The 26,601-nt window shown below is 55.4% G+C and carries 24 protein-coding genes and 1 pseudogene; 14 read left to right on the top strand and 11 right to left on the bottom strand.

Annotated features, from left to right (window positions below; all coding sequences use genetic code 11):
• Position 1: 1 nt before the first annotated feature.
• From glyQ to CAter10_RS16945, 10 genes are all read right to left on the bottom strand, one after another.
• A complete protein-coding gene (gene glyQ, locus CAter10_RS16990) occupies positions 2–982 on the bottom strand; it encodes a glycine--tRNA ligase subunit alpha (RefSeq protein WP_061534341.1) in 981 nt (326 codons plus the stop codon).
• Between the two features lie 153 nt (positions 983–1,135).
• Positions 1,136–2,677 (bottom strand): apolipoprotein N-acyltransferase, encoded by a 1,542-nt coding sequence (gene lnt / locus CAter10_RS16985; protein ID WP_061534340.1) that lies wholly within the window; start codon positions 2,675–2,677, stop codon positions 1,136–1,138.
• A gap of 66 nt (positions 2,678–2,743) precedes the next feature.
• A complete protein-coding gene (locus CAter10_RS16980; protein WP_061534339.1) occupies positions 2,744–3,625 on the bottom strand; it encodes an HlyC/CorC family transporter in 882 nt (293 codons plus the stop codon).
• 178 nt (positions 3,626–3,803) lie between these two features.
• Positions 3,804–4,070: a pentapeptide MXKDX repeat protein gene (locus CAter10_RS16975; protein ID WP_061534338.1), complete on the bottom strand. Its 267-nt coding sequence runs from the start codon at positions 4,068–4,070 to the stop codon at positions 3,804–3,806.
• A gap of 174 nt (positions 4,071–4,244) precedes the next feature.
• On the bottom strand, positions 4,245–5,024 hold the full coding sequence (locus CAter10_RS16970; RefSeq protein ID WP_061534337.1) for a molybdopterin-dependent oxidoreductase: 780 nt from the start codon (positions 5,022–5,024) through the stop codon (positions 4,245–4,247).
• Between the two features lie 10 nt (positions 5,025–5,034).
• On the bottom strand, positions 5,035–5,640 hold the full coding sequence (locus CAter10_RS16965) for a cytochrome b/b6 domain-containing protein (protein WP_061534336.1): 606 nt from the start codon (positions 5,638–5,640) through the stop codon (positions 5,035–5,037).
• A 335-nt stretch (positions 5,641–5,975) separates the two neighbouring features.
• A complete protein-coding gene (ybeY, locus tag CAter10_RS16960) occupies positions 5,976–6,464 on the bottom strand; it encodes an rRNA maturation RNase YbeY (RefSeq protein ID WP_061534335.1) in 489 nt (162 codons plus the stop codon).
• Positions 6,448–7,605, bottom strand: a complete 1,158-nt coding sequence (locus tag CAter10_RS16955) for a PhoH family protein (RefSeq protein WP_061534334.1) — start codon at positions 7,603–7,605, stop codon at positions 6,448–6,450. The genes ybeY and CAter10_RS16955 overlap by 17 nt, the downstream gene beginning before the upstream one ends.
• Positions 7,606–7,665: 60 nt before the next feature.
• A complete protein-coding gene (gene miaB, locus CAter10_RS16950; RefSeq protein WP_061535424.1) occupies positions 7,666–9,006 on the bottom strand; it encodes a tRNA (N6-isopentenyl adenosine(37)-C2)-methylthiotransferase MiaB in 1,341 nt (446 codons plus the stop codon).
• A 45-nt stretch (positions 9,007–9,051) separates the two neighbouring features.
• Positions 9,052–9,402, bottom strand: coding sequence for a hypothetical protein (locus CAter10_RS16945; RefSeq protein WP_061534333.1), 351 nt, complete (start codon positions 9,400–9,402; stop codon positions 9,052–9,054).
• A 507-nt stretch (positions 9,403–9,909) separates the two neighbouring features.
• On the opposite strand from CAter10_RS16945, the gene CAter10_RS16940 reads away from it, so the two are divergent.
• The 14 genes from CAter10_RS16940 to CAter10_RS16880 all read left to right on the top strand — a co-directional run bounded on the left by CAter10_RS16940 (position 9,910) and on the right by CAter10_RS16880 (position 25,258).
• Entirely contained in the window at positions 9,910–10,410 is a 501-nt protein-coding gene (locus tag CAter10_RS16940; RefSeq protein WP_061534332.1) for a GspH/FimT family protein, read from the top strand.
• A gap of 32 nt (positions 10,411–10,442) precedes the next feature.
• Positions 10,443–11,042 carry a type IV pilus modification protein PilV gene (gene pilV, locus CAter10_RS16935; RefSeq protein WP_061534331.1) on the top strand — a complete coding sequence of 200 codons (600 nt, stop codon included), beginning with the start codon at positions 10,443–10,445 and terminating at the stop codon, positions 11,040–11,042.
• Positions 11,039–11,968 (top strand): PilW family protein, encoded by a 930-nt coding sequence (locus tag CAter10_RS16930; RefSeq protein WP_061534330.1) that lies wholly within the window; start codon positions 11,039–11,041, stop codon positions 11,966–11,968. The genes pilV and CAter10_RS16930 overlap by 4 nt, the downstream gene beginning before the upstream one ends.
• Before the next feature lie 54 nt (positions 11,969–12,022).
• Positions 12,023–12,529, top strand: coding sequence for a pilus assembly PilX family protein (locus tag CAter10_RS16925; RefSeq protein WP_061534329.1), 507 nt, complete (start codon positions 12,023–12,025; stop codon positions 12,527–12,529).
• 15 nt (positions 12,530–12,544) lie between these two features.
• The gene (locus CAter10_RS16920; protein WP_061534328.1) at positions 12,545–15,775 is read left to right on the top strand and encodes a pilus assembly protein; all 3,231 of its coding nucleotides are present in this window, start codon (positions 12,545–12,547) and stop codon (positions 15,773–15,775) included.
• Between the two features lie 279 nt (positions 15,776–16,054).
• Positions 16,055–16,486, top strand: a complete 432-nt coding sequence (locus tag CAter10_RS16915) for a type IV pilin protein (protein ID WP_061534327.1) — start codon at positions 16,055–16,057, stop codon at positions 16,484–16,486.
• A gap of 543 nt (positions 16,487–17,029) precedes the next feature.
• Positions 17,030–17,503 carry a type IV pilin protein gene (locus tag CAter10_RS16910; protein WP_061534326.1) on the top strand — a complete coding sequence of 158 codons (474 nt, stop codon included), beginning with the start codon at positions 17,030–17,032 and terminating at the stop codon, positions 17,501–17,503.
• The gene (locus CAter10_RS16905) at positions 17,497–18,123 is read left to right on the top strand and encodes a prepilin-type N-terminal cleavage/methylation domain-containing protein (protein WP_082797962.1); all 627 of its coding nucleotides are present in this window, start codon (positions 17,497–17,499) and stop codon (positions 18,121–18,123) included. Before CAter10_RS16910 ends, CAter10_RS16905 begins: the two co-directional genes overlap by 7 nt.
• Entirely contained in the window at positions 18,114–18,512 is a 399-nt protein-coding gene (locus CAter10_RS16900; protein ID WP_128083112.1) for a type IV pilus modification PilV family protein, read from the top strand. Before CAter10_RS16905 ends, CAter10_RS16900 begins: the two co-directional genes overlap by 10 nt.
• A complete protein-coding gene (locus tag CAter10_RS16895; RefSeq protein ID WP_061534323.1) occupies positions 18,509–19,735 on the top strand; it encodes a PilW family protein in 1,227 nt (408 codons plus the stop codon). The genes CAter10_RS16900 and CAter10_RS16895 overlap by 4 nt, the downstream gene beginning before the upstream one ends.
• Positions 19,736–19,831: 96 nt before the next feature.
• Positions 19,832–20,365 (top strand): hypothetical protein, encoded by a 534-nt coding sequence (locus CAter10_RS16890; protein WP_231879019.1) that lies wholly within the window; start codon positions 19,832–19,834, stop codon positions 20,363–20,365.
• A 45-nt stretch (positions 20,366–20,410) separates the two neighbouring features.
• Entirely contained in the window at positions 20,411–21,052 is a 642-nt protein-coding gene (locus tag CAter10_RS22570; RefSeq protein ID WP_128083111.1) for a hypothetical protein, read from the top strand.
• A gap of 392 nt (positions 21,053–21,444) precedes the next feature.
• On the top strand, positions 21,445–24,486 hold the full coding sequence (locus CAter10_RS16885; RefSeq protein WP_061537383.1) for a pilus assembly protein: 3,042 nt from the start codon (positions 21,445–21,447) through the stop codon (positions 24,484–24,486).
• 31 nt (positions 24,487–24,517) lie between these two features.
• On the top strand, positions 24,518–25,258 hold the full coding sequence (locus CAter10_RS16880) for a hypothetical protein (RefSeq protein ID WP_061534320.1): 741 nt from the start codon (positions 24,518–24,520) through the stop codon (positions 25,256–25,258).
• 40 nt (positions 25,259–25,298) lie between these two features.
• Here the strand turns inward: CAter10_RS16880 and prpF are convergent.
• Positions 25,299–26,488: pseudogene (gene prpF / locus CAter10_RS16875) on the bottom strand (2-methylaconitate cis-trans isomerase PrpF).
• Between the last annotated feature and the right edge of the window lie 113 nt (positions 26,489–26,601).

Here is a 26,601-nt window from a genome sequence, read left to right as displayed (position 1 = left end):
TTCATGCTGATTCCCCTGCACGCTGCGCTACTGCCGCCATGTATTCATCTCCAAATTCTTTCAGTAACAGATCGGCATTGTCCGGCGTGATTTCCCACATCGGGAAGCCGAGCTTGGCCCGCGAGTCGTAATAGGCTTGCGCCACCGCGCGCGACAGGTTGCGGATGCGGCCCATATAGGCGGCACGCTCGGTGACCGAGATCGCCCCGCGCGCATCCAGCAGATTGAAAGTGTGCGCCGCTTTCAACACCATTTCATAGGCCGGCAGCGCCAGCGGCACCGCCAGCAAGCGTTTGGCTTCGGCTTCGTAGTTGCCGAACAGCGGGAACAGGAATTCGGTGTTGGCGTATTCGAAGTTGTAGGTCGACTGCTCGACTTCGTTCTGGTGGAAAACGTCGCCGTAGCTCAGGGTTTTCTTGACGCCATGCTCAACCCATTCGGTCCAGACCAGGTCGTAGACATTTTCCACGCCCTGCAGATACATCGCCAGCCGTTCGATACCGTAAGTGATCTCGCCCAGCACCGGCTTGCAATCGAGGCCGCCGACTTGCTGGAAATAGGTGAACTGAGTCACTTCCATGCCGTTCAGCCAGACTTCCCAGCCCAGGCCCCAGGCGCCCAGGGTCGGGTTTTCCCAGTCGTCTTCGACAAAACGCACGTCATTGCGCTTGAGATCAAGGCCGAGCGCTTCCAGCGAGCCGAGATACAGGTCGAGGATGTTTTCCGGCGCTGGCTTGAGCACCACCTGGTATTGGTAGTAATGCTGCAGGCGGTTCGGGTTTTCACCGTAGCGGCCGTCTTTCGGCCGACGTGACGGTTGCACATAGGCGGCACGCCAAGGCTCGGGGCCGATGGCGCGCAGGAAGGTCGCGGTGTGCGAGGTGCCGGCGCCGACTTCCATGTCGTAGGGTTGCAGCAGGGCACAGCCCTGAGCATCCCAATAATCTTGTAATTTGAGAATGATTTGTTGAAATGTCAGCATCGTTTGTTGCTTTTCTATACGGCAAGTGCCGGTTGATATAGCTAAATACGCAGCCAGTTAAGCAGCGGAATATGGGGCGCAAAGGAGAACGCGCTAAAAGCCACGATTTTAGCGGGTTTTGCTTGCTTTATGTAGCTTGGCCGGGCAGGGAGCCTATTGGCGTCGACGCCGGCTCCACCACCAGCTGCCTGCAAGCATCAACAGCGCTGCGGCCAGTAACAGGCGGTTGCCGAACAGGATATATGGCGTGCTGCCGCTATAGCCTTGCACCGACACTGCCAGCGTGCCTCGGCTGTAGCGCGGCAGTTGTGCGCTGACATTGCCGTGCGGGTCGATGACCGCCGTGGTGCCGGTGTTGGTTGCGCGCAGCATTGGGCGGCCGGTTTCCAGGCTGCGCATTTGCGAAATCTGCAAATGCTGCGGCAACGCTATGGTGTTGCCGAACCAGGCGATATTCGACATGTTCAACAGCATGGTCGCGGTAGGCGCGCCGGAGGCCATGGTGGCGCCCAGTTGCCGGGCGATCTCTTCGCCGAACAAGTCCTCATAGCAGATGTTGGGCAGCACCCATTGGTCCCTTACGGAGAACGGCGCCTGCACCCGCGCACCGCGGGTGAAATCGCCGAGCGGGATGTTCATCATGTCGACAAACCAGCGGAAGCCGAACGGCACGAATTCGCCAAACGGCACCAGATGCTGTTTGTCGTAGCGAAAACCGGGATGGGCGGCGCTGTTGCCCTGCGGGGAAATTCCGATGACGCTGTTTGCATAGCGGTTGGGTCCATCGATATACGGAATACCCAGCGCGATGTTGCTGCCGGTTTGCTGCGAGAAGGCGATCAGAGCGGCCGGGAACTCCGGCGGCAGCTGGGTTTGCAGGATCGGTATTGCGGTTTCCGGTGTAGCGATCAAGTCGGCCGGCACGGCGCGGATCATGTCGGCATACAGACGCAGCGTGTTGCCGATCTGGGCTTCGTCGAATTTTTCTTCTTGCGGCACGTTGCCTTGCAACAGGCGCACCGAGATCGGTTGGCCGCTTGGCGCAGTCCAGTCGATCCGATGCAGGCAGAAACCGGCAACCAGGATCAGTAATGCAGCGACGGCCGGCAATCGACGTTGCGGCAGCAACGCCAGGCAACCGGCGATCAGCGCCGAGATACAGCCGATGCCGTAGACGCCGACCAGTGGCGCGAAACCTGCCAGCGGACTGGCGGTGTGGGCATAGCCGGAAATCAGCCAGGGAAAACCGGTGAACAGCCAGCCGCGCAGCCATTCGGTCAAGCCCCATAGCGCCGGGAAGATCGCCAGCGCCAGCAGCAGTGGCGAAGCGGCCCAACGGCGATGCAGCCACAGCGCGAGTCCGGTACACAAGGCCGTGTAAAGCCCCATGGCCAGCGCCAGTAGCGCCACCGCGAGTGCCGCCAGCCAGCCCGGCATGCCGCCAAAATCGTGCATCGAGATGTACAACCAGTAAACCCCATGCGCCACCCAACCGAAGCCATACGCCCAACCCACCAGCGCAGCTTGTTTGACGCTCTCCGCACGGTTCACGCAAAAGATCAGCAATGCCAGGGTCAGCAGTTGCAGCGGCCACAGGCCGTATGGAGCGAAGGCGAAAACATTAACGGCGCCGGTCAGGGCCGCCAGCGGCAGCAGCAAGGAGAGTCTGGGAAGGGTGATCTGGCGAAAGTGCATAGGCAGGGGTATTGTTTTTCTTTCGGCAGGCCGGAAAGGCCGCAGCCTTCCGTGCCTGGCGCTGGTTTAAGGCTCTTCCCGAGGAGAGTCAGGCAGCTTTTCAACCAGCAGGACATGCACCTGACGGGCGTCGGCGCGCAGCACTTCAAAGCGCACATTGTCGATCGTGAATTCGTCGCCTTTGCGCGGCACGCGGCCCAGGTGGTTGGCGACCAGGCCGCCGATGGTGTCGACATCTTCGTCGGCCAGCGCGGTGTCCAGCGTTTCGTTGAACTGTTCGATCTCGGTCAGCGCCTTGACGCGCCAGCGGCCGCCGTGGTCGCCGTCGCGGATGGCGAGGATGTTGTCTTCTTCTTCGTCGAAATCGTATTCGTCTTCGATGTCGCCGACGATCTGTTCCAGCACGTCTTCAATCGTGATCAGGCCGGCCACGCCACCGTATTCGTCGACCACGATCGCCATGTGGTTGCGGTTGGCGCGGAAATCGCGCAGCAGCACGTTAAGGCGTTTCGATTCAGGAATGAAGACCGCCGGGCGCAGCATGTCGCGCACATCGAATGAATCTTCGGCGTAGTAGCGCAGCAAATCCTTGGCGAGCAGGATGCCGATCACCTTGTCGCGTTCGCCATCGACAGCGGGGAAGCGCGAGTGGGCGGTCGACAGGACTTCCGGCATCCAGTCCTCGATCGGTTTGGTGACGTCGATCATGTCCATTTGCGAGCGCGGGATCATGATGTCGCGGGCGGAGAGGTCGGAAACCTGGAACACGCCTTCGATCATCGACAGCGCGTCGGCGTCGATCAGGTTGCGCTCATGTGCATCTTGCAGCACGTCGAGCAGCTCGGCGCGATTTTCAGGTTCAGGGGAAATCAGTGCGGTCAGGCGTTCGAATAGTGACCGGTGGGGTTTAGCGTCAAATGATTTGACGCTACTAGGGTGCTCTGGCATATGGCGTTAGCCTTGGGGGTACATTGTTGAGGAAGCAATAGGATACAACAAATATGTGACAGGACGACGAAACGCCCATGTCTCGAGCGTCATATTGCACTTCCAGGCGGCCATTTCGCCACAAAAAGAAACGGGCGATGCCAAAAAGCACCGCCCGTTGCATTTGCAATAAAGATAATTATTTCTTCATTTCATCTTTGGCCATGCCGTCCTTGCTCATTGCATCTTTCGACATGGCGTCCTTAGCCATTGCGTCTTTCTTTGCCATTTTCTTGTGTGGCTTGGCCATGGCGTCCTTCGACATGCTGTCCTTGCTCATTGCGTCTTTCGACATCGCGTCCTTGGCCATAGGAGCCGCATCCTTGGACATGGCGTCTTGGGCAAAAGCACCGCCGGCAGACATCATCAGGCCGGTAACCAACAGAATTGTGAGGCTTTTTTTCATTTTGAATCTCCAGTAAAAAAGTGGCAAAAGCGCCGTTAGAACTCAGCAGGCAAGTCGGCTGGCTTTGCAACCGTAGCGAGCGGCTCAAGGTCGGGAAGAGAAGCGCAGCCGTAGCAGGTACGGTGAGCATCGCAGTCCCGAGATTGAGTCGCGCAGCAGTTGCAAAGCCAGCCTTCAGGATCCGCCGAACCAGTTGTACCCCTGGTCTTCCCAATAACCGCCGGGGTACTTGTTTGTTACTTCGATCGATACGATGTGTTTGGGATTCTTGTAGCCGAGCTTGGTCGGCATCCGCAGCTTCATCGGGAACCCGTATTTGGCCGGCAGGATCTCGCCGTCATAGGTCAGCGTGAGCTGGGTTTGCGGATGCAGTGCAGTCGGCATGTCGATGCTGGTGTGGTAATCGTCGCCGCATTGGAAATCGATGTACTTGGCGCTCAGGTCGGCGCCGATCTGTTTCAGGAAATACGAAAACGGTACGCCGCCCCAGCGGCCGATGGCGCTCCAGCCTTCTACACAGATATGACGCGTGATCTGTTCATTTTGCGGCAGCTTGTGCAATTGGTCGAGCGTCCAGGGGCGCTTGTTGGCGACCAGCCCTTTGATTTCCAGCTGATAGTCGCTGCCATCGATTTCCGGCACTTCGTCAATGCCGTAGAACGCATTGAACGGGAATGGCCGCGTCATCTCTGCCTGGGTGTAGGTTGGCGCCAGGCGTGTCGGATCGAACAACCATGCCTGCACGCCGTCGTTCATGCGCGAGATGCGCTCCAGCATATGATTGACGGAGGCCTGGTCGGTGATGTTGCAGCCGGTCAGCAGCGACAGGCCGCCCAGGGTGAGCGCGCGTTTGGCGAACAGGCGGCGCGATGGTAGCGCCAGTTCGCGGCGGGCGTCTTTCAGGATCGATTCGGTGTCGAGTTGCGACGGGATGAGAAGGCTTTTCTTGATCATGATATTTTCCTCAACGGCCGCGCAGCATGGCCAGCAGCGTGCGTGGCACCAGTGCCACCATGACGACGTGCACCACAATGAATGCAACCAGGAAGGCCATCGCGCAGAAGTGCACGATGCGGGCAGTGTCGAAGCCTCCCATCAATTCGCGCAGCAACGGGAACTGCACCGATTTCCAGATCGCCAGGCCCGAGATCACCAGCAATATCAAATCGAGGATGACAGAGACATAAGCCAGTTTTTGTACAGCGTTGTATTTGTCGAGCGCATCGTGCTGCAGCTTGCCGGTGAGCGCCTTGATCATGTCGCGCATCACATCGGTTGGGCGCAGCGGAAAAAATTTCTTCCACAAACGACCACTGCCGGCATTGAACAGCAGGTAAATCAAGCCATTGAAAAACAGTAGCCACATCGCCGCAAAATGCCATTGCAGGGCGCCGCCGAGCCAGCCGCCGAGCGTCCATTCGCTGGGAATGCGGAACGGGAAAATCGGCGACGCATTGTAGATGCGCCAGCCGCTCAGGATCATCACGATCACGGCCAGGGCGTTGAGCCAGTGCGTGATGCGCAGCCAGATCGGATGGACGATTGCTTTCTTTTGGACGATGGATGACATTTAGACCGCCTGTGCAAGGAGTGGGATGGTCAATAAGAGCAGCGTGGCTTGCTTCAAGATTGGCTCCGATGGCTGTGTAATGATCGTTTTCATGTGGCTTAGTCGCAGGCCAAACCAATTCATTACATGAATTCATCATAATCTTATTAATTTAAAAGATAAGTGAAGATATTGGTTTGTTATTTGGCAATATTTTGGCAGGTCGCTATCTGCCGTCGCGCCATTTTTTGGTGGTAAGTAATTGATTTATAGGAACTAAATATGACGGCGCAGGGGGTGGGCCACCAAATAAAAAACGCCGCGATTGCGGCGTTTTTTTAGGTGGGAAGAGGCGGTTAGCGGTCCGCGTAGGGATTGGGCCAACCCAACACCTCTAATATTTCAATTTCCAGGTTTTCCATCTCGGCGGCTTCTTCATCGTCCTCATGGTCGTAGCCTTGCGCGTGCAGCACGCCATGCACCACCAGATGGGCGGTGTGTTCTTCTACCGATTTGCGCTGCTCTACGGCTTCGCGCTGCAGCACGTCAGTGCAGAAAATGATATCGGCGCGGGTGACGCCGTCATCTTCGGCCTCGCCGCCGCCGAAGTCATCATCCTGGTCCGCCGAATACGCAAAAGTCAGCACGTTGGTGGCGTAGTCTTTGCCGCGATAGTCGCGGTTCAGGCTGCGGCCTTCTTCGGCATCGACAAAGCGCAGCGTCAGTTCGGCCGGCGCCAGCAGTGCGGCCTGCACCCAACGGCGCAATTGCGGGCGCGTGACGATATCTTTCAGGCGCGGATCGGGATATTGCACCGACAACGAGAGTTTATTTTTTTGCGGCATGGCGGCTGCGGGCTGTCTTGGTAATCCCGGTCTGGACCGGGGCGGCGGGTTTGGCCGGCGGCGTGGCGGCTTCGATCACGCCATGCGTGGAAGCCACAGGCGCTGCCTGCGATGCAGTTTCATAAGCGTCGACGATGCGCGCCACCAGCGGATGGCGCACCACGTCGCTGCTGTTGAAGCGGGTAAAGGCGATACCCCTCACATCCTTGAGGATATTCATGGCATCGATCAGGCCGCTCTTCTGGCCGCGCTGCAAGTCGATCTGGGTGACGTCGCCGGTGACCACGGCCTTGCTGCCGAAGCCGATCCGGGTCAGGAACATCTTCATCTGTTCTGGCGTGGTGTTCTGCGCTTCGTCCAGGATGATGAACGCATGGTTCAGCGTACGGCCGCGCATATAGGCCAGCGGCGCGATTTCGATGGCCTGCTTTTCGAACATCTTCTGGGTACGGTCGAAGCCCAGCAGATCGTACAGAGCGTCGTACAAAGGGCGCAGGTACGGATCGACCTTTTGCGCCAGGTCGCCCGGCAAAAAGCCCAGGCGTTCGCCGGCTTCGACCGCTGGCCTGGTCAGCACAATACGCTTGACCGCGTCGCGCTCCAGCGCGTCGACCGCGCAAGCTACCGCCAGGTAGGTCTTGCCGGTACCGGCTGGGCCGATGCCGAGCGTGACGTCGTGCTCCAGGATCGAGCGGATGTACTGGCTTTGATGCGGCGTACGGCCGCGCAGGTCGCTGCGGCGGGTCTTGAGGATCGGGCTTTCGATGTCGGTCTCGGTCAGTTCGGCATCGGCCGGATCGATGGTCGATTCGTCACTCGGCCCGCTACCGTTGGTCTTGGCCGCTTTCGGCTTTTTGCCAACCCCCAGCTTGGCGCGCTGTTCGACCAGCGCCAGCTGGATCTCGTCGACCGAAATCACCTTGTTGGCGATCGCATAAAACTGGTCGAGGATTTGCACCGCACGCTCGGCATTGGCGCCGGCCGCGATGAACTTGTCGCCGCGACGGAAAATCGAGACATCCAGCGCCGCAGAAATCTGCCGCAGATTTTCGTCCAACGGTCCGCACAGATGCGCCAGCCTCGTATTGTCGAGTGGTTGCGGGATGAAATAATGCGGCTGGGTAGGGGTTTTGGTTTTCAAGCTGTGGTGTGCTTATCTGGTTGTCTGGTTATTGGTTTATCTGGCGTCGTCGGCTGGACATCACTCTGCCAACACGATTTCACCGCGCAATGTATAGGTGTAGGTTTCCGTGATCTTGACGTCGATCAGCTGGCCGATCAGGCGCGCGCCGTTCGGGCCGGCATCAATATTCACCACCCGGTTGTTCTCGGTGCGGCCTTGCAGTTCGGCCGGGTTTTTCTTGGACGGTCCTTCCACCAGGATCCGCTGTACGCTGCCAACCATCGCGGCACTGATCTTGCCGATATTTTCCTCGATCACAGCCTGCAAATGCTGCAGTCGCTTCAGTTTGACTTCATGCGGCGTATCGTCCTGCAGGTTGGCAGCTGGCGTGCCTGGCCGTGGGCTGAAGATGAAACTGAAACTGTTGTCGTAGCCGATATCGGAGATCAGTTTCATCAAGGCGTCGAAGTCGGCATCGGTCTCGCCCGGGAAGCCGATGATGAAATCGCTTGAAATCGTGATGTTCGGCCGTACCTGGCGCAGGCGTCGGATCACCGATTTGTATTCCAGCACGGTGTAGCCACGTTTCATGGCCGACAGGATGCGATCCGAGCCATGCTGCGCCGGCAGGTAGAGATGATCGACCAGCTTCGGTACTTTGGCGTAGGTGTCGATCAGGCGCTGCGTGAATTCCTTCGGATGGCTGGTGACAAAGCGGATCCGCTCGATGCCGGGGATCTCGGCAATGTATTCGATCAGTAACGCAAAGTCAGCGATTTCGCCATCTGCCATCTCACCGCGGAAGGCATTGACATTTTGCCCCAGCAGCGTGATTTCCTTGACGCCTTGCTCGGCCAATCCGGCCACTTCGGTCAGCACATCCTCAAAGCGGCGTGAGACTTCTTCACCGCGGGTGTACGGCACCACGCAGTAACTGCAATATTTACTGCAGCCTTCCATGATCGAAACGAACGCGGTCGCGCCTTCTACCTTGGCTGGCGGCATGTGATCGAATTTCTCGATTTCGGGGAAGCTGATATCGACCTGTGAATGGCCGGTGGAACGGCGCTGGCTGATCATCTCCGGCAAGCGGTGCAGCGTCTGCGGGCCAAACACCATGTCGACGTAGGGTGCGCGCTTGACGATGGCAGCACCTTCTTGCGACGCCACGCAGCCGCCGACGCCGATCAGCAGATCGGGATTGTTGCGCTTCAGTTCGCGCAGGCGGCCCAGGTCGGAGAACACTTTCTCCTGCGCTTTCTCGCGTACTGAGCAGGTATTCAACAGGATCACATCGGCGTCTTCCGGACGGTCGGTTTTCACCAGCCCGTCGGACGCGTTCAGCACATCGGCCATCTTGTCCGAGTCGTACTCGTTCATCTGACAACCGAAGGTCTTGATGAATACTTTCTTTTGCATCGTTTTTTCCATGACTGCTCTTTTTGACTACTTTTTAATTGCTGATTACTGCTTGTTGCTGTTGCGCTGCGCATCAACCTTCTGGCTGGCTTCGTCCGGCGTCAGAATCCAGACCCGGTCGACATCGCCCTGTGCATTCAGCGTGTAGTTCACCAGGTAAGTGTCGCTGCCCAGGGAGTTCGGGATCTGCGTCAGTTGATTGGCATTCCAGATCCGCGAGCCGGGTGAGAGGCGCAAGGTGTTGCCATTGATCGTCACGGTCGGATAGCTGGTGATGGTCAGCTTGCCGCGCAAGGTCGACGCCGGGAAAGTCCGCTCTATCGCCATTGCGGAGAATGCCAGCGTAGCCAGCAGGAAAATCACTAACAGGCGGATTGGCCGCATGGTTGCCGACATAACTACTCCATCAGATGAAAATCATGCTTATCCGCGCATGACGTTGAACAAGGACTGTATATAGGGATGGCTCAGGGAAGCCAAATCGCCGGACTGCGACACGTCGATCGCTTGCAGCAGCAGTGCCGGGCCGCTTTCCGGGCGAATGTCGGCCCATCTGCGGGAAGCGCGGATTATAGCATTTCGGCGATTGTATTCATGACGGGCAGGGATGGTTTGGCAGGCACTTGCGATTCATTAATAAAACGTGTTTACGCACAAATAATTAAAATATGTTGCATTATTACAATTTGTTACAGATAAGCGGTACGAGAACGGCGATAAACGGAGTTGAGAATCATTTCTATATGGAAATGTGGACTATATAATAAGAATTCGTCGAATCAGCATTTTCCGGGGGGGGGATGTCACGTGCAAAGTAGTAATTCTGATATTTTATTGTTTTTTAGTCATCAAAATGACCGTCTTATTGTTTCTGCCTGCAAGGGGATCACAACCATCGAGTTGATGATCACCATACTGGTGGCGGCCATATTGGCGGCGATCGCCGTACCGTCGATGGGCAGTTTCATTAACAAGACCCGCTTATCCGGTAACGTTAATGAATTCATTGCTGCTACCATGCTGGCGCGTTCAGAGGCCGTCCAGCGCGCCGGCGCCGTCACGATATGCCGCAGTTCCGGCGCCGAAACTGGTTCGGATTCCTGCAATAAGGCCAATGGCGACTGGTCCACCGGATGGTTGATATACGTCGGCACCGCAGCAGATTCTCCCAACAGTGCCGGCCATCAAGTCCTTGCGCGCCAGGGCGCTTTCGCGACGGGAGCCAGCATCGCCGCCGCATCGGGCGCGACGGCAATCACCTATGCCGCCAGCGGCGCGCCGTGGCCGGCCCCGCCAGGTTCCTTCACGTTCACATTCAATAACGAATTTCTGCGGAAGGTCTGCTTTTCTCCAAGCGGACGGGTCAGCTCGTTGCCAGCTGGCGCCGAGGGCTGTCCGGCATGACTTCGTTCAGACATTTGGGAGGAATGAGGCATATGGCTTTTCTCAACAAAAAACGATCGCACGCCAAGGCCAAGCATCTCCAGCGCGGCGTCGGCATGATCGAAGTATTGATTTCGATCACCATTACTGCCTTCGCATTGCTGGGGCTGGCGGGTTTGCAGATGGCCGCGTTGAAGTATCAGAAAGTGGCGCATTTTCGTTCCGTGGCCAGCCAGCTGGGTGCCGACATGGCGGACCGGGTGCGTGCCAACGCAACCTCTGTCACCACGACGGTCGGCACGAACGCCGTGACCTACGTTACGACTGATAAATACTCGCCGACGCCGCCGTCGGACGTCCCGTCTTGCGCAAATAACTCCGGAACAGCTTGCGCGACACCGCAAGATATTGTGAACAAGGATATCTATGAATGGCGCGCTGCGCTTAGCCGCGCGTTGGCCGGCGGGTGGGGCACCGTATCTGCCTACAATGCGACACCGGGTCCTAACCAGGGCGTTACCGTGACCGTGTACTACAACGAACCGGATCGGGCGCTTGCCAGCGTACTGGATTCCGATTGCGATTCCTCGGTATTTCCAGCTGGCGTTGAGCAGAGTCAGATGCGCTGCTTCAAGACAACGGTGATGCCATGATGACGATTCCAATGCACCCGGCCATCCAGTGCCGTCATGCGCGCGGCTTCACGCTGATCGAGCTGATGGTGTCGGTGACGATCGGCCTGATTCTGTTGTTGTTCCTCAGCAGCCTCTATTTCAACAGCCGCGCCAGTTCGCGCCTGAACGACGACAATGCGCGGATACAGGAAGACGGCCGTTATGCGCTGTCCCTGATTGGACGCAATCTGATGCAGGCCGGATTCGGCCACATGCAAACCGGCAATACCACAGATTTTCCTCCACAAAATCCGAGTGAGTTGGCGAAGTTGAAGGGACTGACGGGGTGCAGCTATGGCTTTGCGATGCCTGTCGCCAAACTTCCAACTTGTGCGCCAATGCCGGTTCCTGCGCCGTCGAGCATTAGCGGACCATCCGCATTCACGGTCGCCTATACCAGCGAACCCTATTCCGACGCCACCAACATCAGCGGCGCCGGGACTGATTGCAGCGGGACTCAAGCGTTTAACGCCACCAGCACCCAAGGCGGCGTCGTCATCAACAGCTTTTATCTCGATACTGCAACCAAAACCTTGTACTGCAAAGGCTACGCCGGCACTGCCACGCCGCAGCCGATCATGAGCAATGTCGACAACATGCTGGTGACCTATGGCGTGGATACCGGGGGGCGCTATGCGCCTACGAAATCGACGACGGACGCGGCGGAAGCAGGCGCAGCGGATGCGATCAATGGCAATAACAAGATGGGTTGGGATCGCGTGGTGACGGTGACGGTTTGCCTGGAGATGCACAGCGCAAACAATGTAGTCACGGGTACTGCCGGACAAAGCTACTACAAATGCAACGCCACGACGCCGACCGTTGCCACCGACCGTTTGTTGCACACCACGATGACGCGCGTCTTTACCTTGCGTAATAACGCTACCGCCAGCTTGCGCAACTGATTGAGAAATTGACTGTTCAACTGAGCGGCAACCGAATATTTACCGGACATATTTATGGCATATACAAAATTTCCGCAATCCGGCATTGCGCTGCCGATGGTGTTGATTTTTCTGGTCCTGATGATGCTGATTGGCGCGGTCGCGATCCGCAACGTGACGCTGGATGAAAAAATGGCGGCCAATTCGCGGAATCACCAGTTGGCCTTCCAGGCTGCCGAAAAGGGCTTGCGTCATTGTGAAATCGGCGCGCAGAAAAACAAGATCGCAGCGAAGGTCGGCGATGTCGAGAAAGCGCTCGCCGTCATGTTCACGCCGAAAAGCGCCAACGGCAATGCGTGGGATACGTGGCCCGCAACAGCGCCGACAACGGTCACCTTGTCGCTATCCAGCGGCGCCGCACAATGCATCATCGAATACGTCAGCGACACCATCGCGCTTGGGGTAACGCAAGCCAAACGGGATTTGAACGTCAAGGTCTATCGGATTACCGCTTTTGGCGCTGACGCCGCGTTTGCAACGGCGAATGCAAAAGTCATGCTGCAAAGCTATTTAAAATTCTGATCCCAGGGGAATGTCATGTTGAGAACAACCGTATCGCGACCGCTGTCGCCTGGCCGCCTGGTCAAGCTGGCCGCCCATTGTATCTGCCTGGGAATGGCGGCAGTATCAGGCGTGGCGATGGCCGAAATAGCGCAATCGCCGCTGTTCCTGCCGGTGCCACCGCCACCCAACATCATGTACATGCTGGACAATTCCGGCAGTATGGTCTGGGGCACAGTGACCGGCACCGACGCCACCGCGGAATTCAATGCCGCCAGAAGCCAGCGCTCCTACTATTCCAGCGCCTGGAATCAGATTTATTACAATCCGGCCACAACGTATACGCCGGCGGTGAAAGACAACGGCACCTCGATGGGTAATGCCAGCACTGGCAAGACGATCATTGATCCCTACCTGGCGGTCTCCAAGACGCTGCCAAACAGCATAGATTCAGTCTGTTACTACGATTCGACATATACGTTACCGCTCTTCGTGGCATCGACTACCGCCAGCAACTACTTTGCCAGCAACAGCAATTGCAAGGCGCAGAGCCAAACCAACAAGAACGCGCTGGCGCAATATGCGTTTTACTACAACTGGGTGGGCAGCGGCACGCCGACCGGTGTGACAAACGAGGATAACGACAATTACTACAAACGGGTGGATATTCTGTCATCGCGGAACAGTTACCCCAAAGCCGCATCCCGTACCGATTGCGCCGCGGCCTCCACTTGCACCTACGCTGAAGAAATCCAGAATTTTGCCAATTGGTTTTCGTATTATCGGACGCGCATCCTGCTGACCAAGACATCGCTCGGGATCGCCTTTTCCGGCATCAACGACCGTTTTCGCGTCGGCTTCGCAACCATCAACGACAACAGCAGCAATACCAATAGCAGCGCGGCCAACTTTGTACCACTGTCGACTTTTAGCGCAAGCCAGAAAACCGCCTGGTATGCAAAGCTGTATGCGATCAATCCGGGCGGCGGCACGCCGCTGATCAATGCATTGAATCAGGTCGGTCAATATTACATGGGCAACGGCATGGCCGGCGCCGCCAAATCCACCCCTGATCCGATCCAGTTGAAATGCCAGGCCAACTACACGATTCTTGCAACCGACGGGTATTGGAACGGCACAGTACCAAGCACGATCGGCAACATGGACAGCAAGGTACCTGCCTTGCCCGCACCGGTTTCCCATGATCCAGTATCCGGCACGGCCTTGACTCCGGGCGACCCGTTCCCGCCGCCATTTTATGAAGGGAAAACGGCGAACTCGAATTCATTGGCCGATACGGCGATGAAATATTGGATTACCGACGTCGGCGTGCGTGGCAGCAATGGTGGCACGGTCGGAAAAATCAACGCGACCTCAACCGATCCGGCCACCTGGCAGCACATGACGACGCATACCATCGGGCTGGGGGCAAACGGTACGCTCGACTATCAGTCCGACTACAAGACGGCAACCAGCGGCCATTATGTGGATATCAAAAATGGCAGCCGCAACTGGCCTGCACCGAAAGCGGATTCGGCGGAAGCGATTGACGATTTGTGGCACGCAGCGGTGAATGGTCACGGCAGCTATTTCAGCGCGAAAAATCCCAAGAGTCTGCAAGATGGCCTCAATAGCATTTTGGCGGAAATCGGCAAGGCGACAGGATCCGGCGGCAACGCTGCCGTTTCGGGAGAAGCGGGGCAAGCCACGAATGCAATTTACTATGTTCCGAGTTTTGACTCAGGCAGTTGGACCGGGCATTTGAATGCCCGCCCGGCTAATCCAGACGGCAGTATAGGAGACGTATCGAAATGGGATGCCGCGACATTGCTGCCGGACTACACGAAGCGCAACATCGTGACTTGGAATCCTTCTACGAGCAGCGCAAAAACATTTATCTGGGAGAATCTGACCTCAGGCGCCAACAGTCAGCAGGCTGCGCTGGTATCAGCCAATGTCGTGGATTACATCAAAGGTAGTTCGGCCATGGAGAAAGCCTCGAATGGTGCTGGCACAGGAATATTCCGCTATCGCCAGAATAAGCTCGGGGATATCGTCAATTCGAACCCGCTTTATGTCCAGAAAAACGATTTCGGATACTCGGCGCTGCCGGCCAGCATCGCCGGCAGTAGCACTTACGCCGCATTCCTGACAACCAAGGCGGCGCGCAAGGGCATGATCTACGTCGGTGCGAATGACGGCATGCTGCACGGCTTTGATAGCGATGGCGTCGAAAAATTCGCCTTCATACCGAACAGCGTGTATCCCAATCTGAAAACATTGAGCGATCTCAATTACGGCCATCATTATTTTGTCGATGGACCATTGGCGGAAGGCGATGCCTATATCAAAGGCGGGTGGAAAAACGTCTTGCTGGGTAGCACTGGCGCCGGCGCGCAAAGCGTCTTCGCGATAGATGTGACTACACCCGGATCACTGGATGAAAAAAGCGTTTTGTGGGAGTACAACCATTCCGCAACCGATACCGACATGGGCAATGTGCTGGGCGCACCGGCGGTGGTGCTGCTGGCGAACAATAAATGGGCCGCTATTTTCGGTAACGGCTACAACAGCGTGAGCGGCCGTGCGGTCCTGTATCTGGTCGATGTAGAGACTGGTGTTCTGATCAAAAAAATAGACACCGGCGTCGGTAGCGTGGCGTCGCCGAACGGCCTGTCGGCGCCGGCATTGCTGTTCAATGCATCGCGCCAAGTGGTTGCTGCGTATGCCGGCGACTTGCAGGGTAATCTCTGGAAATTCGATTTGAGCAGCGCCAGCGATACTGCCCAATGGGCCGGCAGTTCATTGTTTATCGCAAAAGATGGAAGCAGCACGCCGATCGCTCAGCCGATCGTGCAAACTCCGGTCATCGCTCCTCATCCATTAGGCGGGTATCTGGTGATGTTCGGTACCGGCAAATATTTTGAAACGGCAGACTTGGGCAACACCAATACGCAGAGCGTTTACGGCATTTGGGACAAGCCGGGAGCCGACGCAGTAACCGGCCGCAGCCAGTTGCAGGTGCAAACGCTGACTGCAGTGTATTCGGCAGAAGGCCAGTCGCTCGGCCGCACGCTGAGCAGCAATCCGGTGGCGTGGGGAACCAAGCGCGGCTGGTATATCGATTATCTGACCAGCGGCGAACGCACGGTTGGCACATTGCATATATTGAACGACGTGATCTTGCTGAACACATCGTTGACTCCAAATACGGCGGATCCATGCGCCGGCGGTGGCTCGTCCCAAACTCTAGGGCGAATTTTCTGAGTGGCGCCTATTCCGAGAAATTTCATTTGTATGTCAAAGGCGTCCCGGACAATACGAACCTGAGTTCTGCAGTGATACCGGGCACCGCGGGCTCCGTGTCCGTCGGTGGTGGTAGTGGTGGCGGTGCGAATGATCCACGCTGCATCAATAGTATCGGTGCAGACGGAAAACCACATTGTTTGCAGTATTCGGTGACGGGCGTGGCGGTACGCCGCTGGCGTCAATTGTCGATTAAGCCGAATTAATCAATTGAAAATGGTTGGAATCCAGGGGATATTCATGAAATACAGCAATGCTTCATCGATGCAACGCGGCTTCACCTTGATTGAGCTCATGGTCGTGGTGGCAGTGGTTGCCATCCTGGCGGCGATTGCCGTACCGAGCTACACACAATATGTGCAACGCGGTTACCGCGCCCAAGCGATGGCGACATTGCTGAAACACGCCAATTGGATGCAGCAGCAGTACACGGTCAACAGCAGCTATCGTCAGCCGGATGGGTCGGCTCTCTCGTTGCCGGTGGTTTCCGACGGTGGCACAAGATACGCATACAAGATCAATGCTTCGACCAACAGTACGTTCGAGCTCACGGCTACGCCGACGCCAAACGATAAATGCGGAACTTTCTCGCTGGATAACAGCGGCAAAAGGGGAGTTACGGGTGGAAGGGCACCGGCGGCGTCTGTTGCAGATTGCTGGGCTGGACGCTAGCTTTTTTATTGATTTGCCCCAGAAAAATGGCGTTTGCTCATACATACTCAGGCCCGCTGGTGGTCTGAGTTTTTTTTTCTTCTTCTTCTTCTTCTTTCTCGTTATAGAGCTTTATAACGACGCCCGGTTTAATTTCCTATTTGCAACTTTATTCAGTGTCCGATAAGACAGCTGCGCATGCTTTTGTAATGCATCGGTATGAGGTTAGACGCTCAAGCGGCGTTTGACTTAACCGCGCCATATGAGGGAGTGCTCAAGCGGCAATCAAATCCCATCCAAGTTCCTTAAAAATGTTTTTTTTGAATGTAATTTCGACGGACGGTATAAGCCTGGAGACAGGCGGAACCCAGTTCCATTTCTTTGGGGAAATGGAGATTCTATAATTGGCTAAGGTCGATAACCGCGGCGAATTCAATTGGCGCCTGTTTGGAATTGGCTTGTTTGGGTAGGTGATGCGATGGCTATTTGATATGTTTTAAATGGAAGCAACGCTCGCTCATTTTCGCAGTGCGCAGATAAATTCAATAAAGACGAGGCATTTACATGTACGCCAATTCATTTCAACGCACATCGCGTGCGCAATCGGGCTTCACACTCATCGAAGTCATGATTGTGGTGGCGATCGTTGCGATCCTGGCGGCAATCGCCTTGCCTAGTTACAGTGATTACGTGCTGCGCGGGAAGCTCGTCGAGGCGACCAATATCTTGTCGGCGACACGCGCCAATATGGAACAGTACTATCAGGACAATCGTACCTATCAAACCGCCGGGACCATTATTTCACCTTGCGATAAGACTAGCATGACTACGCTGAGCGGCAGCCTCAAAAATTTTTCGATCGCTTGTGTATCTACAGCCACAAGCTACACCATTACCGCTACCGGTACCAACGCCGCCAGTGGTTTCACTTTTTCGATCGATGATGCCAATGTACAGGCATCAAGCGTCGCCGCCCCAGCCCCATGGCCGGCAGCAAGCTATACCTGCTGGGTAACCAAGAGAGGCATGACGTGCTAAAGCGATCCCTTTCCCGGGATGAACGCGGCTTTACGCTGATAGAGCTCGGGGTGACATTGACGGTGATGACGATCTTGCTGCTGATGGTAGTGCCGTCATTCGTCGGCTGGATGAACAACTCAAAGGTGCGTAGCGTTGCCGAGGGATTGCAAAACGGTTTGCGCGCGGCGCAGGCTGAAGCGATCCGACGCAGCCATCAGACTGCTTTCGTGCTGACTGGCGCGGCGCCGAAGGTCGATACTCCTGCCAGTACAACCGGTAGTGGCAGCAATTGGTATATCGAGGTCTTACCCGTCTATACCGGAGAGACTGTCGATACCCCTTTTGTTGAAGGGGGTTCCTTCAGCAATTTGGCCCCGGGCGTGAACATTACCGCCACGCCGGCTGCAGCTTCCCTGGTCTGCTTCAATTCGATGGGGCGGCTGGTTGCCAATAATGATGCAACCACTACGAAGAATTTTGGAACAACCTGCACGGCTCCTACCGGGAACATTACCTATGATGTCACGCTCACCGGTGCGACGCATCCGCTGCGGGTGCTGGTGGGGCTTGGCGGACAAGTGCGCATGTGTGACACCACAAGGACATTGAGCCCAACAGTTCCGGACGGATGCCCATGAAGACCATGTACTCCAAACGCCTTAACCAGTCAGGCATGTCGCTGATTGAAGTATTGATCTCCATGCTGATCTTTTCATTCGCCATCCTCGGATTGGTCGGCTTGCAGGCGAACGCCGTCAAGATTTCATTCGGTGCAGAAGACCGCACGCGGGCGGCCCTGATGGCAAACGAAATCATTGCAACGATGTGGACGCAAAAAACACTTTCACCATCGACGACTACGTGGCAATCGCGCTTGTCGAATCCGGCAGTTTCCGGGCTACCCGGAAGTGCGACGGGGAAGGTCAGTGCGGCAGATGCGAATGGTGTGGTGACGATCACCATCACTTGGCAGGAGCCGTCGAGCAAAACTACAGACAGTTATATTACCCAGGTTGCCATGCCATGAGCCAGTTACTTCTTGCCCGCAAGCGCCAGGACGGATTTAGTCTGATCGAATTGATGGTGGTGATCGCGATCGTCTTGGTCATGTCGCTTGCAATTTTTGGCGTGATGTCGACCAGCGAAGGAAAAAAACGCACGCTGACTTCAGTGAACGATATTGATCAGTCGGGCAATTTCGCGATGTATCAGCTGGAGAAGACAGTACGCATTGCAGGCTCCGGGTTTTCGCAGAGCTATGTGCAATCGTTCGGATGCCAGTTGTTCGCCAAGCAGACAACCAATGGCGTGATCCTGCCATTTAGCGGGGCCACCATGGCACAGCCATTCAATACGTTGAATGCAGCTCTTGGAGGAACGTTCGTGCTGGCGCCAGCCATTATCGCGAAGAATGCAACCACTCCTGGTATGAGCGGCAGTACATCCGATGCCCTGATCATCATGTCAGGTTCGGCTGGCTATGGCGAGGTACCGACGGCATTCACCAATTCTCCGACCTCGGCACAGCTTAATTTACAAAGCACTTTGTCCTTCAAGCCAAATGATCTTGTCCTGGTTGTCGATCAGGCCGGTAGCTCAGGAGCGTTGCCTTGCATGATTCAACAGGTGGACTCCGCTTATACGGCTAGCACGAACGCCACGGCACTACCGCTGGCGGGTACCTACTACGCAAGTTCGATCAAGGCTAAAGGTGGTGCGATCAGAAATCTGACGGATTATTCCAATAACGCCCTTGCCATGGGTATTGGCAATAGTGCGCGTAACCCGCCATCATTCCAGCTGCTTGGTGTGGGGGACAACAACGTATTGTTTCAATACGATTTGCTGCAGGGCGGAACTTACGATACTGCGATCCCAACCGCAGACGGTGTTTTTGAAATGCATGCACTGTACGGTGTGGACACAAATAACGATGGTCTGGTTGATAAATGGGTAGATCCGTCGACGACGGGTTATGACTATGCCACGCTGGAAAGCGGAACGGTCGCCGCAAATAACACGTTGCTGACAATCAAGGCGATTCGCATCGGCTTGATCATGCGCACTTCGCTGCAGGAAAAGGCCCCAGTATCGCCCGCCCCACCTGCGACAACAGGGCCGTTAACCTTGTTTTCGGATTTGGGCAAGACGCTCACATACACGCGAACTCTGACCACTGCAGAGCAAAATTATCGATATCGGACCATCGAATCGACCATCCCACTTCGCAATTCACTGCTATTAAATTAAGCCATGAAATCTGCGTCCACATACTCTCGCCGTCGCCCGCAGCCAGGTTCGGCAATCTATCGCAACGGCCAACGCGGGATCATCCTGATCGTTACCATGTTTGCCTTGATCATATTGATGATCTCGGGCATCGCGCTGGTACGCTCGTTTGATTCTTCGCTTGTATTGGCCGGTAATATGGCCTTCAAGCGGGATCTGGTCAATCAGGGGGAGCGCGGAATGGCAGCCGCCATTGCGTCCATCAAATCGGGAACTTTGGTGTCTGAAACTACGCGCCAAAGCGATCTGCTCAGCAGCAATTATTTGTCATCGTTGCAGACAACAGATGCACATGGAATCCCGACCATCTTGCTCAACGACAGTACCTGGAAGACAGCTGGATTGGGCACGAGCGACGACATTACTGACGCGACGAGCCAGGTGACAATCCGCTACGTGATCGACCGTCTGTGCTTGGCCTCCGGTGCTGCCAGCACCGCCAATTGTATTGTCGGGTCATATGGCGACAAGGGCGGCACCGCCAACACGAAAAGAGCCACCGGAATTACCCCACCGGTATATCGGATCAGCGTACGTGTCACCGGCCCGCGCAATACGCAAACCTATTTGCAAACAACGTTCTCAATCTGAACGCGCATGTCCCAAAAAATGCAAAAACATCACTGGAGTTTCAATATGGCGACCATATCTTTCTTGCGGCGAACGGCTGGTTTTTTTCGACTCATTGCCGCTTTCTGTATGACGCTACTGTCTTTTTCAAGCTACGCTGATGTTACGCTGTTCGATCAGCCAATTTTTACGTCTACCGTAGTTCCAGGAAATCTGATGTTGCCCCTGTCGGTTGAGTATCCGACAGCATTGAGTCAAGCCTATCCATACACATCGAATCCGTATACACCGACGACCACATATCTCGGTTATTTCGACGGCGGCAAGTGCTACACCTATGTAGCCAATACGACGACACCGGCCAGCAGCTATTTCCAGCCGTATGGCAACGCTACTAGTCATGCTTGCACTTCCACCTCAACCAACCCGCTCTGGAGCGGTAACTGGCTGAATTGGGCGGCCATGCAGACGATCGATTCATTTCGCTGGGCACTGACCGGTGGATATCGGTCAGTCGATACAGCCACGTCAACTATTCTTGAAAAGGCTTATGCGTCGGGGCAGGGCGGCAACGGCGAAACACCGAACAAGACCATTCCTTCATCAACGGGGACTGCGACGGACGTTACCGGGCGACCCCCTTTACCTGGTCGACGGTTACCTCGCGCATTTGGGGCGTCGGAAATCAAATCTGGGTTTCGGGCATAAGTTCCTCAAGTTTGGACAGCGCATCGACTATCGTGAACTATACCGGGCAGTATGGTACGTTGAGCAGTACGCCAGTACAAACTTGCGTTGCTACGCGGACCAAAACCACCAATAATTTTGGGACTCCGACATGTACATCGACTACTACCACCGCCTACAATGCAAGCCCGATAAAAACCACGCAAGGCCCTACGTGCACACTGACTAACAAAAGTCTTACTCAGACTTGCGTGACGATTAGTCCCACTAATGTGACGGGTACAGCGGATCCGACGCAAGTATATGCGCTCAATGTCAGGGTCCAGGTCTGCAATAGCAGCGTGGGCGTGGAATCAAATTGTGTTGCGTACGGCTCGAATTACAAGCCACAAGGCTTGATGCAGCAGTACGCTATGAAAATTCGATTCGGTGCCTTTGGCTACTTATATGACAATTCGATTCAACGTGACGGTGGGGTGTTGCGTGCGAATATTAAATATATCGGCCCGCAACAACCGGTGCCGGGATCGCCAAATATTACAAATCCCTTAGCTGAATGGAGTGCCACAGATGGTACTTTCGTTGTTAATCCCAACCCGCTGGATGCCTCGGCCTCGGGTGTGAGTAATAGCGGTGTCATGAACTATCTGAATAAATTTGGCGAAGCTGCCCAGAATTACAAGACTTATGATCCGGTGAGTGAACTGTATTACGCGGCGATTCGCTATTACAAGCATTTGGGAGATGTGTCGACGTATTCGTCGATCCCCTCTGGCTCATCAGCAATGCTGGACGGTTTCCCTGTGATTACGGGATCAAGCACGGATCAATCTAAAGTATCAGGGTGGGTCGATCCAATCATTTATAGCTGCCAAAAGAATTTTATTCTGGGTATCGGTGACGTCAACACCCATGCGGATGCGAATTTGCCGGGAAGTACCATCGGCAATACTACCTATGAGACAGCGACTAGGCCAACGGATACGACGGTCGACGTGACGAAGGCAACCAACATGGTTGGTACCCTGGAAGGGTTGGGTACTGCCGCCACCAAAACGGCTCCTTTCGTTCCACTCGGACAGATGTATCTGGGGGATTCCGCAACTTATTTCATCGCGGGCCTTGCCTATGATTCGCATGTCAACGATATACGGCCAAACGACTTTAAGAATGCAAAGGGAGTCAAGACCGGGATACAAACTATTTCGACTTACTGGTTGGATGTGCAGGAATATCAGACGTATAAAAATAATAATCAATTTTACCTGGCGACGAAATATGGTGGATTCACAGTTCCTAAGAATTTCGCTCCATACGCCTCGACCAATGCCCTGAATACGTTAACCATTAGCGGTACTCCGGCGACAACAACTGCGTTGACTGATGCGATGTGGCACACCACGACCGACACGGTTGGCAGCAATAAGCGTCCAGATAACTATTTCAGTGCCGGACAGGCGGATAAAATGGTCAGTGGTTTGCAATCGGCATTTTCCAATATTGCCAATGCAATTACGGCATCCGGCAGCGCCTTCTCAAGCACTTCGCCAAATATTCCTTCAGGCAGCCTAAGTTATGCGACGCAATATTCGGATAACTGGACCGGGGATGTAATTGCCAGTACCGTGACTTACGATGCAAATGGCAATCCAACCTATGGCACGCCGCCGGTATGGGACGCAAGGAATGTACTGCAAACGCAAACCAGCCGGCAAATTGTCACTTGCTGTACAACCGCCGGTGCTGGCTTGCCTTTCCAAGATGCCAATTTGAAAGATGCAACGCAACTGAATGCTCGCACCAACTATGCGTCATTCGCCAACGTCAGCGGAGTGGGCGCCACCTCGCAATCCGCCGTGAATTACCTGGCCTATTTGCGTGGCAACCAGAGTCTCGAAGTCAGTAAGACAGGCGGCATATATCGGACGCGTTCATTTTTGTTGGGCGACATTGTTGATTCCAAGGTGAATCCTGTTGCCGCTCCGGCCAGTCCGTTCTCGGACAGTACGAATATCGGTTACGCTGCATTCAAGAGCAAATACAAAAGCCGCTCTACCGTGGTATATGTTGGCGCCAATGACGGTATGATGCATGCCTTTGACGGGTCATCAAGCACTACCACGGGCGGTTCCGAGTTGTTTGCTTACGTTCCGAGTTTCGTATATGGCACCACAGCGACTGCGCCGACGAGCGGATTGGCATCCCTGGGGCGCCTGGATTTCACGCATCATTACCTTGTGGATGGCACGCCGCAGGTCTTTGATATTGATACCCAATATACTTCATCTGCGACAGGTACCCTGACTGCTTCCACAGCCACGACCGCAACCTGGAAATCTATTCTGATTGGCGGGCTTGGGAAAGGTGGCCAAGGGTACTATGCGATAGACGTTACCGACCCCACCGCCTGGACCAGTGAAACCAATGTTGCCAGCAAAGTCTTGTGGGAGTTCACAACGACTCATATGGGGTACTCATATGGCGATCCGGTCGTGGTTAAAACCAAAAAGTATGGCTGGGTAGCGATCTTGACTTCCGGTTATAACAACGATGATGGCGTCGGTTATTTCTTTATCGTCAATCCGGCAAACGGCGCGTTGCTGGAGACTGTATCTACCGGCGCAGGTTCAACCACCAGCCCAGCTGGGCTGGCACACGCTTCCGCATACGTTCCAGATTTTACTGACGGTACCGCTGATTCGGTCTATGCGGGCGACTTGCTGGGGAATGTGTGGAGACTTGATTTGACGCCTTCTTCCGGCACGTATGCCGCGCCAACCCAAATTGCCACTTTGACTGACAAGTCAGGTACTGCGCAGCCTATAACAACGCCGCCACTCATCGAGGTCCAACCTAATGCCTACAAGCGCTATGTGCTGATTGGCACCGGCCGCCTGCTCTCATTTACTGATGTGCCAAGTACCCAGACCCAGACTTTCTATGCGATCGTGGATGGTACGTCTGGTTCGGGTGCCTTTTACACTTCATCTACTTTGCCTAAAGGCATTACGTTCCCTGTGACTCGCAGCAATATGATTGCAAACACCGATGATACTCAGGCGATCACTCCGGATACGGCAAAGCCCATGGGTTGGTACCTCGATCTGAGTGCAGGGGAACTTGTCAATATTCCACCAGCAGCCAATTCAGGTATTGTCACCTTTGCAGCCAATCTGCCGGGCGGCGATGTCTGCAGTGGCTCTGGCAGTAATGAGATTTATGTGCTCAATTTTGGCTCAGGCCAGTCCGTGGCAACCGATAGTAGCGGGAATGTCATTACCAGCAACACTTCGCTCACGGGCTTGATCACAGATGTTGAAATTATTAATGTTGGAGGTAAGCTACGTGTGCAAGCTGGTAATTCCTCGGGGCAGGTTAGCAACGTCCCAGGTGCATTGGGTGGTGCAAATACCCTGAAACGTCTGAATTGGCGTGAAATTCCTACCTCAGACTAATAGCAGCAGGTAGGGGGTGACTGGTGACGCTTTGAAGAAATGGCTGGATAGCAGTAATGTGAAGCGATGGGCGGCGGAGTACAGTCGTCCATCGTTATTTTTTTTTGGCGTATCAATCAGCTTGCACGTCCTGCTTATTGTGATCGCGGCCAAAACAATCATGTCCGGCCAGCGCTTGCGCGAAAATTCCCATGTGCTGCAGATGACCTTGTATGTCGGCATCGGTGAAGCCAAGGAAGCGACTCCGCCTGCAATCCCAAAGTTGGTCCCACCGCCAATCCAATTGGCACCCCGCATAGATGCCAGTAAATCGCAGCCCGGGAGCGGCAGCATCGGCGATGCCATTCCTAAGGCCGGTCTGGCGGACAAGGCCGATGACATCCGCGATGAATCGCCTTCGACCTTCTTGCCATCCAGTGAAATGGACCTTGGCGCCGTGCCAGTTTCCGAGCCGGATAGCAGACTGCTTGTTGGTGTGGAAAGCAGCGGTTTGCCAATTCGCTTGCGTCTTTACGTCGATAAGTACGGGGTCGTCAAAGATATCCACGTCTTGCAGGTTGACGATATGGATGCTCCTGCGGTTGAACGCCTTGAGTCCATGTTTTATGCGACGACTTTTATTCCTGCACGGCGTGAAGGACGGGACATGTCTTCATATATGGACATTGAAGTGAATATTGCTGATTTCAATGGCGTTGCGGCAGCGCCGACGGCGCCGCGCAAGCGCCATGAGTCAATGCGAAGCATGCTTAGCATCCACTTTTGTAGTTAACGAAATGCGTTCTGGTATGCGCTACATTGTTTACTCTGCTTTAGAACGCGTCCCCAGGTACTCGCACCCATCCCTCCATCAACACCCGCGCACTGCGGCTCATGATCGCTTTGGTCACGCTCCATTCGCCATTGACCTGGCTGGCTTCCGCACCTACCCGTAAAGTGCCGGAAGGATGACCGAAGCGCACTGCGTTCAATGAACCGCCGCCAGCCGCAAGGTTGACCAGCGTACCGGGAATCGCGGCTGCGGTGCCGATGGCGACGGCGGCGGTGCCCATCATGGCGTGATGCAGCTTGCCCATCGATAGCGCGCGCACCAGCAGATCGATATCGGCGGCGGCGACTTGCTTGCCGCTGGAGGATACGTAGCTGGCTGGCTTGGCGACGAACGCGACCTTCGGGGTGTGCTGGCGGTTGGCGGCTTCTTCTAGCTTCTTGATGAGGCCCATGCGCAGCGCGCCATGCGCGCGTATGGCTTCGAATTTTGCCAGAGCCGCGGTATCGCCGTTGATGGCGTCTTGCAGTTCGGTGCCAGTGTAGCCGAGCGCTTCGGCGTTGAGGAAAATGGTCGGGATACCCGCGTTGATCATCGTGACCTTGAGCGTGCCGACGCCTGGTACTTCGAGATCGTCCACCAGGTTCCCGGTGGGGAACATGGAGCCGCCTGCGCCATCTTCGTCGGCAGCCGGGCCATGAATTCAAGTTGTACTTCTGCGGCAGGGAAGGTGACGCCGTCGAGCTCGAAGTCGCCGGTTTCCTGCACTGCGCCGTTGGTGATGGGGACATGCGCGACGATGGTCTTGGCGATGTTGGCCTGCCAGATGCGGATGGTGGCGATGCCGTTTTGCGGTATGCGGCTGGCGTCGATCAGGCCGCTGTTGATCGCGAATGAACCGACTGCGGCAGACAGGTTGCCGCAGTTGCCGCTCCAGTCGACAAATGCCTTGTCGATCGCGACCTGGCCGAACAGATAATCGACATCGTGATCGGGCTTGCTGCTTTTGGACAGGATGACCGTCTTGCTGGTGCTGGAGGTTGCGCCGCCCATGCCGTCAATCTGCTTGCCGTATGGGTCCGGGCTGCCGATGACGCGCAGTAGCAGCGCATCGCGCGCCGGGCCTGGCGTCTGCGCTGCTTCGGGTAAATCTTGCAGGCGGAAGAACACACCTTTACTGGTACCGCCGCGCATGTAGGTGGCGGAGATCTTGATCTGGGGTACGTGGGTCATATCATGTTGTCCTAATGATGTTTTCTTCGATCAAAAGTGGTGGTTGCGCTTGTACCATGCGGTTGCCTAGAGTCATCTGGGGTCAGAGTTTTTTTCGCGGTCTTTTGCGAAAA

Source organism: Collimonas arenae, from assembly GCF_001584165.1.
Taxonomy (GTDB): Bacteria; Pseudomonadota; Gammaproteobacteria; order Burkholderiales; family Burkholderiaceae_D; genus Collimonas; species Collimonas arenae.
The sequence above is the reverse complement of the archived record's forward strand: the minus strand, read 5'-3'. Positions and strand labels throughout refer to the sequence as shown.

Coding starts and splice junctions, on each gene's coding strand:
- CAter10_RS16915 (WP_061534327.1), top strand. CDS start 16,055: ATGAAATACAGCAATGCTTCATCGATGCAACGCGGCTTCACCTTGATT.
- CAter10_RS16910 (WP_061534326.1), top strand. CDS start 17,030: ATGTACGCCAATTCATTTCAACGCACATCGCGTGCGCAATCGGGCTTC.
- CAter10_RS16890 (WP_231879019.1), top strand. CDS start 19,832: ATGTTTGCCTTGATCATATTGATGATCTCGGGCATCGCGCTGGTACGC.
- lnt (WP_061534340.1), bottom strand. CDS start 2,677: ATGCACTTTCGCCAGATCACCCTTCCCAGACTCTCCTTGCTGCTGCCG.
- CAter10_RS16965 (WP_061534336.1), bottom strand. CDS start 5,640: ATGTCATCCATCGTCCAAAAGAAAGCAATCGTCCATCCGATCTGGCTG.
- CAter10_RS16930 (WP_061534330.1), top strand. CDS start 11,039: ATGATGACGATTCCAATGCACCCGGCCATCCAGTGCCGTCATGCGCGC.
- CAter10_RS16900 (WP_128083112.1), top strand. CDS start 18,114: ATGCCCATGAAGACCATGTACTCCAAACGCCTTAACCAGTCAGGCATG.
- CAter10_RS16920 (WP_061534328.1), top strand. CDS start 12,545: ATGTTGAGAACAACCGTATCGCGACCGCTGTCGCCTGGCCGCCTGGTC.
- pilV (WP_061534331.1), top strand. CDS start 10,443: ATGGCTTTTCTCAACAAAAAACGATCGCACGCCAAGGCCAAGCATCTC.
- CAter10_RS16970 (WP_061534337.1), bottom strand. CDS start 5,024: ATGATCAAGAAAAGCCTTCTCATCCCGTCGCAACTCGACACCGAATCG.
- miaB (WP_061535424.1), bottom strand. CDS start 9,006: ATGCAAAAGAAAGTATTCATCAAGACCTTCGGTTGTCAGATGAACGAG.
- CAter10_RS16945 (WP_061534333.1), bottom strand. CDS start 9,402: ATGTCGGCAACCATGCGGCCAATCCGCCTGTTAGTGATTTTCCTGCTG.
- ybeY (WP_061534335.1), bottom strand. CDS start 6,464: ATGCCGCAAAAAAATAAACTCTCGTTGTCGGTGCAATATCCCGATCCG.
- CAter10_RS16940 (WP_061534332.1), top strand. CDS start 9,910: ATGATCACCATACTGGTGGCGGCCATATTGGCGGCGATCGCCGTACCG.
- CAter10_RS22570 (WP_128083111.1), top strand. CDS start 20,411: ATGGCGACCATATCTTTCTTGCGGCGAACGGCTGGTTTTTTTCGACTC.
- CAter10_RS16895 (WP_061534323.1), top strand. CDS start 18,509: ATGAGCCAGTTACTTCTTGCCCGCAAGCGCCAGGACGGATTTAGTCTG.
- CAter10_RS16975 (WP_061534338.1), bottom strand. CDS start 4,070: ATGAAAAAAAGCCTCACAATTCTGTTGGTTACCGGCCTGATGATGTCT.
- CAter10_RS16980 (WP_061534339.1), bottom strand. CDS start 3,625: ATGCCAGAGCACCCTAGTAGCGTCAAATCATTTGACGCTAAACCCCAC.
- CAter10_RS16925 (WP_061534329.1), top strand. CDS start 12,023: ATGGCATATACAAAATTTCCGCAATCCGGCATTGCGCTGCCGATGGTG.
- glyQ (WP_061534341.1), bottom strand. CDS start 982: ATGCTGACATTTCAACAAATCATTCTCAAATTACAAGATTATTGGGAT.
- CAter10_RS16885 (WP_061537383.1), top strand. CDS start 21,445: ATGAAAATTCGATTCGGTGCCTTTGGCTACTTATATGACAATTCGATT.